At 68.4% G+C, this 12,630-nt stretch carries 12 protein-coding genes; all 12 read right to left on the bottom strand.

Annotated features, from left to right (window positions below; genetic code table 11):
* Positions 1–2: 2 nt before the first annotated feature.
* Positions 3–1,298, bottom strand: coding sequence for a UDP-N-acetylmuramoyl-L-alanine--D-glutamate ligase (gene murD / locus SBI20_RS14950; RefSeq protein ID WP_317975762.1), 1,296 nt, complete (start codon positions 1,296–1,298; stop codon positions 3–5).
* Entirely contained in the window at positions 1,295–2,359 is a 1,065-nt protein-coding gene (gene mraY, locus SBI20_RS14945) for a phospho-N-acetylmuramoyl-pentapeptide-transferase (RefSeq protein ID WP_317975761.1), read from the bottom strand. Before mraY ends, murD begins: the two co-directional genes overlap by 4 nt.
* A complete protein-coding gene (locus SBI20_RS14940) occupies positions 2,360–3,868 on the bottom strand; it encodes a UDP-N-acetylmuramoyl-tripeptide--D-alanyl-D-alanine ligase (RefSeq protein WP_317975760.1) in 1,509 nt (502 codons plus the stop codon).
* On the bottom strand, positions 3,868–5,337 hold the full coding sequence (locus SBI20_RS14935; RefSeq protein WP_317975759.1) for a UDP-N-acetylmuramoyl-L-alanyl-D-glutamate--2,6-diaminopimelate ligase: 1,470 nt from the start codon (positions 5,335–5,337) through the stop codon (positions 3,868–3,870). The genes SBI20_RS14940 and SBI20_RS14935 overlap by 1 nt, the downstream gene beginning before the upstream one ends.
* Entirely contained in the window at positions 5,334–7,073 is a 1,740-nt protein-coding gene (locus SBI20_RS14930; protein WP_317975758.1) for a peptidoglycan D,D-transpeptidase FtsI family protein, read from the bottom strand. The genes SBI20_RS14935 and SBI20_RS14930 overlap by 4 nt, the downstream gene beginning before the upstream one ends.
* On the bottom strand, positions 7,070–7,894 hold the full coding sequence (locus tag SBI20_RS14925; protein WP_317975757.1) for a hypothetical protein: 825 nt from the start codon (positions 7,892–7,894) through the stop codon (positions 7,070–7,072). Before SBI20_RS14925 ends, SBI20_RS14930 begins: the two co-directional genes overlap by 4 nt.
* Positions 7,891–8,874 (bottom strand): 16S rRNA (cytosine(1402)-N(4))-methyltransferase RsmH, encoded by a 984-nt coding sequence (gene rsmH, locus SBI20_RS14920; RefSeq protein ID WP_317975756.1) that lies wholly within the window; start codon positions 8,872–8,874, stop codon positions 7,891–7,893. Before rsmH ends, SBI20_RS14925 begins: the two co-directional genes overlap by 4 nt.
* Positions 8,871–9,371 (bottom strand): division/cell wall cluster transcriptional repressor MraZ, encoded by a 501-nt coding sequence (locus SBI20_RS14915; RefSeq protein WP_317975755.1) that lies wholly within the window; start codon positions 9,369–9,371, stop codon positions 8,871–8,873. Before SBI20_RS14915 ends, rsmH begins: the two co-directional genes overlap by 4 nt.
* Positions 9,372–9,854: 483 nt before the next feature.
* On the bottom strand, positions 9,855–10,244 hold the full coding sequence (locus SBI20_RS14910; protein WP_317975754.1) for a hypothetical protein: 390 nt from the start codon (positions 10,242–10,244) through the stop codon (positions 9,855–9,857).
* A gap of 23 nt (positions 10,245–10,267) precedes the next feature.
* Positions 10,268–11,266 (bottom strand): cysteine synthase A, encoded by a 999-nt coding sequence (locus tag SBI20_RS14905; protein WP_317975753.1) that lies wholly within the window; start codon positions 11,264–11,266, stop codon positions 10,268–10,270.
* 62 nt (positions 11,267–11,328) lie between these two features.
* Positions 11,329–11,991, bottom strand: coding sequence for a heme exporter protein CcmB (ccmB, locus tag SBI20_RS14900; protein WP_317975752.1), 663 nt, complete (start codon positions 11,989–11,991; stop codon positions 11,329–11,331).
* The gene (gene ccmA, locus SBI20_RS14895; protein WP_317975751.1) at positions 11,988–12,605 is read right to left on the bottom strand and encodes a heme ABC exporter ATP-binding protein CcmA; all 618 of its coding nucleotides are present in this window, start codon (positions 12,603–12,605) and stop codon (positions 11,988–11,990) included. The genes ccmB and ccmA overlap by 4 nt, the downstream gene beginning before the upstream one ends.
* Positions 12,606–12,630: the final 25 nt, after the last annotated feature.

The raw sequence follows: 12,630 nt of genomic DNA, 5'->3' as shown, positions 1-12,630 counted from the left end.
CCTCAGCCTTCCGCCGTGAGCGCCGCCACGATCTGGCGGAAACGGTCTCCTCGCGCCTCGTAGTCGCGGAACTGGTCGAAGCTGGCGCAGGCGGGCGAGAGCATGATCACATCGCCCGGCTGTGCCTGCTCCATCGCCGCGCGCACCGCATCGCCCAGCATTTCGGCGCGGGTGACAGGCATCAGCGGTTCGAGAATCTCGGCAAAGCGGGGGCCCGCCTCGCCAATGGTATAGGCATGGACGACATGGCCGAAATGGGGGGCGCAATCATCGAGATCGTCGCCCTTGGGAACGCCCCCCAGAATCCAGTGGATGCGCGGGAACGCGGCCAGCGCGGGCGCGGTCGAGGCCGGATTGGTCGCCTTGCTGTCGTTGACGAAGAGCACCCCGTCCTTCGTCGCCACCCGCTCCATGCGGTGAGGCAGGCCGACAAAGCTTTTCAGGCCGGCCTCGATCACCTCGTCGGTCAGGCCCAGATAGCGCACCGCGCCCACGGCCGCCGCCGCATTGGCGCGGTTGTGCGGGCCTTGCAGCGAGGGCCATTGCGCCTGGTCGCCGGGCAGTTCCACCCCGTCGATGAACGCGAATGTCGCGCCATCGGGGGCAAAGCGCAGCACGTCCTCGTCCATCTCGGCCTTCATGTCGACCAGCGCGAGGTGGCCCATGGCCTGCATCCCGAACAGTCGCGCCTTGGAGGCGACATAGCCCTCGAAACCGTCGTAGCGATCGAGATGGTCGGGCGTGATGTTGAGCAGGACGGCCACGTCGGCGTCGATCCGCTGGGTCAGGTCGATCTGGTAGCTCGACAGTTCGAGCACATAGACGCCGCCTGCGGCCAACGGCTCCTGTTCGAGGATCGGCTTGCCGATATTGCCGCCCATCAGCGCGGGAATGCCCGCCTGCGCGAGCAGGTGATAGGTCAGCGCGGTGGTGGTCGACTTGCCGTTGGTTCCGGTGATCGCCACCACGCGGTGCGCAGGCAGGCTTGCCCGAGCCTGCGAAAACAGTTCGATGTCGCCGATCACCGGCACCCCCGCCGCGCGCGCATGGGCGGCGATGGGATGGCGGTTGAGCGGCACGCCGGGCGAGACGACGACGCCCGCATAGCCGGTCAGATCAATCGCCAGCGGATCGGCCAGCGTCACCCGCCCTTCGAGGGCCACGCGCGGTTCCTCGCGCGCGTCCCACGCGGTCACCTGCGCGCCGCTGGCCAGCAGCGTTTCGACCGTCGCCATGCCCGAGCGGGCAAGGCCCAGCACGGCATAACGCTTTCCGGCAAAGGCGGGCGAGACGATCATCGCACCTTCAGCGTGGCAAGGCCGAGCAGCGCGAGCACGATCGAGACGATCCAGAAGCGGATCACCACGGTCGATTCCTTCCAACCGAGCTGTTCGAAGTGATGGTGGATCGGCGCCATGCGGAAGACCCGCTTGCCGGTCCGCTTGTAGACGAAGACCTGCACGATCACCGAGACCGCTTCCATCACGAAGAGGCCGCCCACGATGGCCAGCACGATCTCGTGATGCGCGGCCACCGCGATGACGCCGAGCGTACCACCCAGCGCAAGGCTGCCGGTATCGCCCATGAACACGGCGGCAGGCGGCGCATTGAACCACAGGAACGCCAGACCGGCCCCCATCACGGCGGCGCAATAGATCGCCAGTTCGCCCGCGCCCGGCACATGGGGAATGCCCAGATAGTGCGCATAGTCGGCGCGGCCCGCCAGATAGGCGATGATCGCAAACGTGCCGCAGGCAATGATCACCGGCATGATCGCCAGCCCGTCGAGCCCGTCGGTCAGGTTGACCGCATTGCCCGCCCCCACGATCACGAAAGCCGCGAACAGGAAGTAGAACGGCCCGAGCGGAATGTAGAGGTTGCTGAAGATCGGCACATAGAGGTTGGTTTCGGTCACCACCAGCCAGGCCGCGATGCCCGCCACGACGAATTCGCCCAGCAGGCGGACTTTGGCCGGAACACCCTTGTGCGCGTACTTGGTGACCTTGTCGTAGTCGTCGAGAAAGCCGATCAGCCCGAAGCCGAGCGTGACGATCAGGCAGGCCCAGACATAGCGGCTCGACAGGTCCATCCACAACAGCAGGCCGATCACCAGCGAGGTGACGATCATCAGCCCGCCCATCGTGGGCGTGCCACGCTTGGCGAGGTGCGATTGCGGGCCGTCCTCGCGGATCGGCTGGCCCTTGCCCTGCTTCATGCGCAGCATCAGGATGAAGCGCGGGCCGACCAGCAGCCCGAACATCAGCGCCGTCAGCAGCGCCGCACCAGCCCGGAACGACTGGTAGCGGAAGAGATTGGACAGGCCTTCATAGTGCAGCCAGTGCGCCAGCAGATAGAGCATTCACCGTTCCTTGGAGACCAGCGCCTTGACCAGCGCGCCCAGGCCTACCGAATTTGAACCTTTGACGAGGATGGCGTCGCCGCCTGCAATGCCGATCCGGGCGAGCATGTCGGCGGCCTCGGCACTCGTTTGCACATGATAGACTTGCGGCCCTGCGGCAAGCGAGGGCGCGTCGTTTTTCCCCAAGGCCCGCGCCAGTGCCGCCATTTCCGCGCCGACCAGAACGACATGATCGATCCGCGCGGCCAGCAGCGGCGCAGCCAGCTCGGCGTGATAGCGATCCTCGTCGGCGCCCAGTTCACGCATCGCGCCCAGCACCGCGATGCGGCGCGTGGCAGGCGTGGCGCCAAGACCGGCGATGGTCACCGCCATCGAGGCCGGATTGGCATTGTAGCTTTCGTCGATGAGCAGGGCCGTGCCGCTGCCGTCGCCATCTTGCGCGGGCACCTGGTGGCGCGCGCCGCGCCCGGCCAGCCCTTCCATTTCCGCCAGCGCAAGCCCCGCCGCGCCCAGATCGCCGCCCACCGCACGCACGGCGGCCATGACCGCGAGCGAATTGATCACCCAGTGATCGCCGGGAGGGGCGACCGTGTAGCACAGCTTGCCCGCGTCAGCGCCATCGCCGAACCCGCCAAGCTGGGCCGTCACCAGCGAGCCGCCGCTGCTGGCGGGAACCGAATCGAGCAGCCGCACATCAGCATGATCGCTGCGCCCGAACGAAACCACCCGTCCGCCGTGTGGCCCGGTGTGGGCCAGCGCAGCCTCGCGCAGAAGCGCAAAATGGGGGCTGTCGGCCGGAATGATCGCCACCCCGCCCGGCTCCAGCCCCTCGAAGATTTCGGCCTTGGCCTGCGCAATGGCCGCCTCGCCCGAAAAATGCCCGATGTGCGCGGGCGCGATGGTGGTGACGATCGCCACATGCGGGCGCACGAGGCGGGTGAGCGCAGCCAGTTCGCCCGCGTGGTTCATGCCCATCTCGAACACGCCAAAGCGCGTGCGCGCGGGCATCCGCGCGAGGCTGAGCGGCACGCCGACATGGTTGTTGTAGCTCTTGACCGAGCGATGCGCGCGGCCCCGGCTGGCGCGGTCGAGCGCGGCGAACAGCGCCTCCTTGACCGAGGTCTTGCCCGCCGATCCTGTCACCCCGACGATCCGCGCCTCGGGGGCCACGCGCGCGCGCGCCGCGCGCGCCAGCGCATCGAGCGCGGCGGTCGTATCCTCGACCAGAACGTGCGGATGAAGCACCGGCGTCTCGACCAGCGCGCCCGCCGCGCCCCGGCCAAACGCCCCCTCGACAAAGCGGTGGCCGTCCGCACTTTCGCCGCGCAGGGCCAGGAACAGGTCACCGGCCATCACCTCGCGGCTGTCGAACGCCACCCCGCCCACTTCGAACGGCGCCGAAGCGCGCCCGCCGGTTGCCCGCGCGATCTCCTCCGCGCGCCAGAGCGCCAGCGGGGTATCGTCCTCGGCCTCGACCGGCCAGGCGAGCAGGGCGGCGGTTGCGCTCATCAGGTCAGTTCTCCCACGCATTCGCGAGCCACCTGCACGTCGTCGAACGGCAGCACCCGCATCGCTTCGCCACGGCCCACGATCTGGCCCTGTTCATGCCCCTTGCCCGCCACCAGCACGATGTCGCCCGCGCCTGCCGCGCTCACGGCGGCGGCAATCGCGGCGCGGCGTCCGGCCACTTCGCGCACGTCGCTGGCAATCGTGCATCCGGCCATGACGGCAGCGCGGATCAGCCCGGCGTCTTCGCCGCGCGGGTTGTCGTCGGTCACGATGACCATGTCCGAACCGGCGCAGGCCGCAGCGCCCATCGGCCCGCGCTTGCCACTGTCGCGGTCGCCCCCGGCGCCCAGCACGGTGATCAGCCGTCCGCCGACATGCGGGCGCAGCGCGGCAATCGCCGCCTCGATCGCGTCGGGGGTATGGGCATAATCGACATAGACCGGCGCGCCCGCGCGGTTGATCGCCGCGCGTTCGAGCCGCCCGCGGACCGGCGCGAGCCGCCCGAGCGCATCGAGCGTGCGCGCGCCATCGCCGCCACTGGCGATCACCAGCCCCGCCGCGACCAGCGCATTGGCCGCCTGATAGGCCCCGATCAGCGGCAGGGTCACCTTGCGAACGGCGCCTTCGCATTCGAGTTCGAGCACCTGCCCGAGTTGCGTGGGCGTGCGCGAGAGCAGGCGGATCGTCTCGCCCTTCCCGCCCACGGTCATCAGCTTGAGCCCGCGCGCACGCGCATGGCCGATGGCCGCCTCGCTCCACGCGTCGTCCGCCCAGATCACCGCCGTACCGCCATCCCCGACCACTTCGTCGAACAGGCGCATCTTGGCGGCGAAATAGGCCTCCATCGTGGCGTGATAATCGAGATGGTCGCGGCTCAGGTTGGTGAAGGCCCCGGCGACAACGCGCGGCCCTTCGTTGCGGAACTGCGAAAGGCCATGGCTCGACGCCTCGTAGGCGACATGGGAAACCCCCTCGCGCGCGAGGCCGTGGAGGTTCGAAAGGAACGTCACGATGTCAGGCGTGGTGAGCCCGGTCGAAACGCTTTCCTGCGCCGTCGTCACCCCGAGCGTGCCGATCGAGGCCGCCGAAAAACCCGCCACATGCCAGAGCTGGCGCACCATCTCCACGCACGAGGTCTTGCCGTTGGTACCGGTGACGGCCACCACCACATCGGGCATCGGCTCGAAGAAGGGCGCGGCCAGATGGGCGAACAGGCGGCGGGGCTCATCGCTGGCGATGTGAAGCGCGCCCTCGACCACGGCCTGGGGCCGCGCGACGACGGCCACCGCGCCCGCGGCAATCGCGGCGGGAATGAAATCCTCGCCATTGACCTGACTGCCCGGAAAGGCCCCGAACACGGTGCCCGGCGCGACTTTGCGATTGTCGATGGCAAAGCCGGTCACATTGATGCCGTCGGCCTGCGCCCCCAGCTCAAGACCGGCCACTTTGGCCATCAAACCCAGATTCATTCACCATCTCCATTGCCGATCAGCGGCGAAAGGTCGGAAATATCCACGTCGCGGCTGGCATCGGGAACGACGCCGAGCAGCGGCCCGATGCGCGGCACCACGCGGCCCACGATGGGCGCCGCGTTCCAGCCCGCCGTGCGCTGGCCCGACGTGGCCGCCGTGCCATGGGGTTCGTCGAGCATGGCGATGACCACGTAGCGCGGCTTGTCCATCGGGAAGGCAGCGGCAAAAGTCGCCACCAGCGAGGTCTTGCGATAGCCGCCCGCCGCCGACTTTTCCGCCGAGCCGGTCTTGCCGCCGACACGGAAGCCGGGCGCATCGGCCTTGCGGCCCGTCCCGTCGACCACGATCATGCGCAAAAGCTGGCGCAGGCGCGCGCTGGTCGAGGCCTTGAACACGCGCACGCCCTCGGGAATGCGCGAGGGATCGAGCTTGAACAGCGTGGCCGGACGCCAGATCCCGCCATTGACGAGCGCGGCATAGGCACAGGCCAGATGGAGCGGGGTGACCGCGATGCCGTGGCCATAGCTGACCGTCATCGTGGTGATCCGGCTCCAGTCGCCTGCCTTGTTCTCGCCGCGCGGGAAGATCGGGAAGCCGCGCGCGGGCAGCTCGATGGTCGGGCGCCGGTTCATCCCCAGCGCGATCATCGTGCGCCGCAGGGCCGGGCCACCCAGCTTGTCGGCCACTTGCGCGGTCACGATGTTGGACGAATGGATCAGCGCCTCGGGCACGTTGAGCGAGGCCCCGAACGCGTGGCTGTCGTGGATCGTGCGCCCCGCGATATGGAGCGGGGTGGCCGGATAGCGCACCGACAGGTCGGTCACCACGCCCGCGTCGATGGCCGAGGCGATGGTGATCGGCTTGAAGGCCGAGCCCAGCTCGTAGACCTGGTTCGACACGCGGTTGAACACCAGATCGTTGAATGCGCGGTCGGAACGGTTGGGATTGAAGGACGGGAGCGAAGCCATGGCGATGACCTCGCCCGAATCGACATCGAGCACGATCCCTGCCGCGCCCTTGGCCTCGGTCTCGGCCATGCCGCGCGCCAGTTCGTCTTCGAGCGCCCCTTGCGCGCGCGCGTCGATCGAGAGTTCCACCGGTTCGCCGCGCCGCGCCGGGTCGAGCAGGCGCGGTTCGAGCACCTGCTCCATGCCGACATGGCCCTTGCCCTCTTCGTCGACATAGCCCAGCACATTGGCCGCAAGCGAGCCTTGCGGATAATAGCGCTGGTTCTCGCGCGGGAATTCGAGCGCGGGCTCGCCCAGCGCGAAGACTCGGTTGGCTTCCTCGGGCAGGACGCGCTTGCGCAAGTAGCTGCCCCGGCCCGACTTCAACCGCGCGACCAGATCCTTGTAATCGGCGTCGGGGAAAATCTGGACGAGCGCATGGGCCACTTCCTCGGGCGTCTTGACCAGCGGCGAGCCCGCCGCGCCCAGCGCCTTGGGATTGAACCACAGCGAATAGGACGGGAACGCGCGGGCCAGCGCCACGCCATTGCGGTCGGTGATCTCGCCGCGCGGGGGCAGCAGCGCATCGGCCAGCGAGCCGCGATCAGGCGCCTGCTCGAACAGCCCGAGCTGGGCGATGCGGACCAGCGCGGTCAGCGTCAGGAACACGAACCCCACGGCCACCAGCAGCACGCGCTTCTTGGCCGTCACCAGCGAACGCTGGCGCACGGTGGCCAACTGGCCACGGCCAGAGGCAATGACAGCCGAGGCGCTCAGCTGGTTCACCGGTTCGTTTTCACTCCTGCCTTGCGGGCCGACTTGTGCTCGCCGCCCGAGCGGGCGTCCTTCTTTTCGCCCTTAGTCGGGCGGGCGGATTCGCGGGAAGGCTTGGGGTGGGCCTTCTCCACCGTTGCCGCATGGGCCGGGGCCGAATGGGCGCGCTTTTCGCCCTTTTCGTCGCGGGAGGCCGGATGCGCCTTTTTCGCAGCGGTCTTTTCAGACGCGCGCGCCTCATCCTTGCGCGCTGACGCAGGGCGAATCGTGCCCAGCTTTTCGGCAAGGGTCGCCGTTTCCTGCGCATGGTCGAGCGCACGCGGGCGGCCCGGCCCGAGGTCTGCATCCCTGGCATCCGCGCCATGCGAGACCGGCTCGGCCTCGTGGGTTTCGGCCAGCTTGCGCACAGCGCCGTTTTCGGCCCGGGCCAGCCCCTTGGCCTGCGTGCTGCCAGACAGTTCGGGAAAAGCCGCCGGAGCGATCACCGTGTCATCCACGCTCGCCACCCGGATCGGCGCGGGGGCACCGGGATCGGCAGGCTTGCTGAGCGCGGCCAACTGGCGCTCGTTTTCGAGATACTGGCCCGCCGTGGGCGCGACATAGCCGAATTCGAGGTCGTTCCAGGCCTTGAGCTGCTGCTGGTTGGCGCGCGTCTCGAACTCGGTCTCAAGATACATCTTCTGCTGCTTGAGCGCGACGATCTGCCCCTCGGCGCGGTGAACCTGGCTGCGCAAGGCATTGACCCGGAACGAAAGCACCATGACCGCCGCCCCGCATACCGCGAGCAGGGCAAGCCAACCGATCGAACGCAGGCGCTGGGCAGACAGGATCATGCCGACACTCTCCCGGCAGGCACGCGCGCGGGGGCGGCACTTCGCCGCGCCCAGCGCAAGGTGGCGGAGCGGGCACGCGGGTTGCGCGCCTCCTCCTCTGCCCCCGGACGGATCGCCCCCGAAGGCTTGTCGAAAACTGCCGCAAAAGCCGCAGCCTGTGGCGGAAGGTGGCGCGAACCGGCAGGCGTCGCGCCGGCTGCTTCGCGCAGGAACTGCTTGACGATGCGGTCTTCCAGACTGTGGAAGCTGACCACGACGAGGCGCCCGCCCGGTGCCAGCAGGCCTTCGGCGGCTTCGAGCGCGGTGCGCAGCTCGTCCAGCTCGCCGTTCACATGGATGCGCACGGCCTGGAACGAGCGCGTCGCCGGGTCTTTGGGCGCGCCGGGCCGATAGCCGAGCGCCTTGCGCACCACGGCGGCAAACTGGCCGGTGGTGGTCAGCGGACGGGCCGCCACGATGGCCCGCGCGATCCGGCGCGACTGGCGCTCCTCGCCATAGAGATAGAGCACGTCGGCGATTTCGGCCTCGTCGGCCTCGTTGAGGAAATCGGCCGCGCTCATGCCGTCCTGCGACATCCGCATGTCGAGCGGGCCGTCGCTGGAAAAGGCAAAGCCGCGCTCGCGCTGGTCGAGCTGCATCGAGCTGACCCCGATATCGAGCACCACGCCCTGCACCTTGTCGACGCCCGCCTGCGCCATCGCCGCCGCCATTTCGGAAAACCGGCGCGGATGGAGCACCAGCACCGGCTCGCTCCCCGGATCGCTCTTTTGCGTCTCGGGCCAGAGGCGGCCCGCGGCAATCGCGTCGGGATCGCGATCGAAGGCATGGACGCGCGCGCCGGTCGACAGGATGCGCCGGGTATAGCCGCCCGCACCAAAGGTGCCATCGACGATCACGTCGCCGGGCCCAGGGGCGAGCGCCTCCATCACCTCGTCGAGGAGGACGGGAATGTGCGGGGCTGACGTGTCAGCGGCGGTCACTTGCGCTTCCCCTTCTGGGCTGCTTCGGCCAGCAGCGCGCGACAGGTCGCCTTGGCGCTGTCCCAGCCGCTGTCCATTTCGAACAGGACTTCAGGCGACCAGATCGTGAAAAATTCACCGCCGCCGTGGAAATAGAGGGCGTCGCTCACGCGCGCCTGCTCGGCCAGATGGTCGGGAAGGATGAAACGTCCGGATTCGTCAAAACTGGCACGCAGGAAACCATAAAGCTGGGCGGCACGGGTATCGGGGTCGAAATCCTCGCCACGCTTGAAGGCCATTTCCTCTTCGCGGGCGATGCGGGCAGGAAAGGTTTCGACGCGGGAGAGCCCGAAGCCGGTGAGGCAGGGGAACTTGTGGTGGCGGTCAAGGCAGAGCAGGCGCTGTCCCTGCGAGGCATCCTTCACGGTGGCGCGGAAATCGGCAGGCAGAACGAAACGGTTCTTCTCGCCTCGCGGCGAAAAGCCCTGCCCCCAGTAGTTTGACGGTGCTCCCGCCACGTCCCGTCACCACCTTGCCCGCCGGACAACAGCTTCCCGTCGCGATTGGCGCACACACCAACCGTGCCATCCCCCGCGGATGCGACATGACAAGCTTGTCCCTATGCGAACAATCTATCGCGGGAGTACCAGGGCGGAAAGGGGAAATTGCGGGAAGATGCGGTCATAACCTGATTCTTTTGCCATTTTTCATATTTCGCAGACCCTGCCCCTAGCACCGTTCATACATTGTTCCAGCCTGAAACCCGCAGTTTTCCGCCATTTCCCGAATCAGAGACGCATCCGATCCGGTTGATCCCGTATTTTCCCGCAAATGGCCCGAACCACCCCGTTTCACCGCCGCCCCATTCCCGCGTCGGTCGGCCCTGTCGGGATGATTCGCGATAAGAATCGCTGCTGTGCCAATCTGGCACAGCAATGGTCGCGCGAAGACAGGCCGCCCCGACTCCAACCGGTGACGGCAGGCGCGCGGACGCAGGCCCTTTATTGCTGCTGGGAAGGTTGCTGCGGCTGCGGCTGCTGCTGCTGCTGGGCCGAACCGCCACCGACCGGCAGTTCGGGCGCGACCCCCATGTCGACCAGCGGGTCGTTGGCGGTTTCCGTGGTGGCGCTGGCTTCGGCCGTGGGGTCGAGCGCCGCGGCGCGCGAGATCAGCTCCGCGCGCTCCATGATCACGTTGGCAAGGCTGATCAGCAGGAGGATGGCGCCCAGCCCGAACAGGCCAACCTGAAGGCGGTGGACCGCCTGGGCGCGCATCTCGCGCGAGGAAGGGCGCACATGGTGCACGGGCTCCACCGGGGTTACCCCCTGCCCGCGCAGCGCAGGGCCCTTGCCACCACGATTGCGATCACGTTGAAAACCCAGAAGCGCCATCGCGCGACTATAGTCGATTGCGCTTATTGCTCAAGCCAGGGGAACACCGGGAGCCCCTTGGCCTTGAGCCAGGCCGGATTGTAAAGCGAGGAGAGATAGCGGAAGCCCGTGTCGCACAGGATCGTGGCGACCCGCGATCCCGGCCCGAGCGCCTTGGCCAGCGCCACCGCGCCTGCCACGTTGATCCCGCTCGACAGGCCCAGGCACAGACCTTCCTCGGCAAGCAGGCGCTCGACCCAGTAGAGGCCTTCCTGATCGGAGATGCGGAACGGCGTGTCGATCGGCGCGCCTTCGAGGTTGGCGGTGATCCTGCCCTGCCCGATGCCTTCGGCGACCGAGGAACCCTCGGCCTTGAGTTCGCCATGGGCGTAATAGTTGTAGAGCGCCGCGCCGTGCGGATCGGCAAGGCCCACGGTGATCTTTTCGTCAAAGGCCTTGAGGCCCATGCCCGTGCCCGCAATCGTGCCGCCGGTGCCCGCCGCACAGATGAAGCCGTCGATCCGGCCTTCCATCTGGGCCCAGATTTCGGGGGCCGTGCTCTCGATATGGGCGCGGCGATTGGCGATGTTGTCGAACTGGTTGGCCCAGACCGCGCCGGGCGTTTCCTCGGCAATCCGGCGCGAGGTGTGGACGAAGTGGTTGGGGTTCGAAAACGGCGCGGCCGGCACGAGCACGAGTTCGGCGCGCAGCGCGCGCAGCGTGTCCATCTTCTCGCGCGACTGGGTCTCGGGCATGACGATCACGCTCTTGTAGCCCAGCGCATTGGCGACCAGCGCCAGACCGATCCCGGTGTTCCCGGCGGTTCCCTCGACGATGGTCCCGCCCGGCTGAAGCGCGCCGCGTTCCTCGGCATCGCGCACGATCCACAGCGCCGCGCGGTCCTTGACCGAGGCGCCGGGATTGGCAAATTCGCACTTGCCGAAGATGTCGGCACCCGCCGCCTCGCTGGGCCCCTTGAGGCGCACGAGCGGGGTATTGCCGATGAGGGAAAGGCTGTCGGGCGTGATCGCGGAAACCGTCATGACGCTTGCGTTAAGGCCCCTTGGCGCGAACGGCAACCTACTTGCGCTTGGGGGTGCTAAAGCTATTCGCGGCCCGCGCGCAGCGCCGCCCCGCCCGCAAAGGGCGCCAGCGCCACGGCCACGAGGCTGCATGCCGCCAGCAGGCCCAGCCCGCCCTCGCCCCCCGGCTGGAGCGAACCGGCCCCGAAGATCAGCAGCGGCACGGCCAGCGGAATGGCCAGCAGCCCGCCCAGCGCCGCCCCCGCGCGCAGACCTGCCGTCAGCGCCGCAATTGTCACCCCGATGGCCGCCAGCCCCGGCGTGCCGAGCAGCAGCCCCAGTTCGACCATCGCCAGTTGCCCGCCATCGAGCGAGAGCAGCCCCGCCGAAATCGGCGCGGCCAGCATCAGGGGCACGCCAAAGCTGATCCAGTGGGCCAATATCCGCACGAGCAGCAGCGCTTCCTCCGACAGGCCGCGCAAGGCCCACTGGTCGAACAGCCCGGCCTCGACATCGGGTTCGACCAGCCGGTCGAGCGGCAGGATCGCGGCCAGCAGCGCGGCCACCCAGATCACCCCGGCCCCGGTGCGCGCCAGCAAGCGCGCGTCGGGGCCCACCGCGAACGGATAGAGCATCGCCACGGCCAGAAAGAACAGCAAGGGCAGCGCCGCCCCGCCGCGCCCCTGCGCCCCGCGCACGAGCAGGACCAGATCACGCCGGAAAATCGGCCAGAGCCGCGCGATCATGCCGCGTCTTCCTCTTCTTCTTCATCTTCGTGCGGAGGCGGAACATGATCGGCCATGACCAGCGTCCTGATCCCCGCCAGTCCGAGCGGCTGGTGCGAGGCGATGACCACCAGACCGCCCCCCGCGCGGTGAGCCTCGATGGCCTCCTGCGCGCGCAGGGCCCAGCCGGTGTCGAGGCCGTTGAGCGGCTCGTCGAGCAGCCAGACCGGCGCGCCCGAGGCCGCCAGCCGGGCGAGCCCCGCGCGCTTCTTCTGCCCGGTCGAGAGATAGCGCACCGGCACGTCGAACAGGTCTTCCAGACCGAACGGATCGCCTTGACCGGCCAGGGTGCCGTCGATCGCCCGCCAGAAACCGAGCGCGCGGCCCAGCGGCTGGTGCCCGTCGAGCGCCAGTCGCTCGTCGATCAGCGCCACCCCGCCCTGCCGTGTCACATGCCCGGCATAAGGCCGCATGAGCCCGGCCAGAATGCGGATCAGGCTCGACTTGCCGATACCGTTGGGCCCGGCCAGATGGAGCGCGCCGCCCGCCTCGACCCGCAGCGAGACCCCGCGAAACAGGATGCGATCCCCGCGCCGGCAGGCAAGATCATGAGCGGCAAGACAAACCGGTTCCATGAGACCGGCCTTATGCCAAAGCCCC

The organism is Novosphingobium sp. IK01, assembly GCF_033242265.1.
GTDB classification, from domain to species: domain Bacteria; phylum Pseudomonadota; class Alphaproteobacteria; order Sphingomonadales; family Sphingomonadaceae; genus Novosphingobium; species Novosphingobium pituita.
The sequence above is the reverse complement of the archived record's forward strand: the minus strand, read 5'-3'. Positions and strand labels throughout refer to the sequence as shown.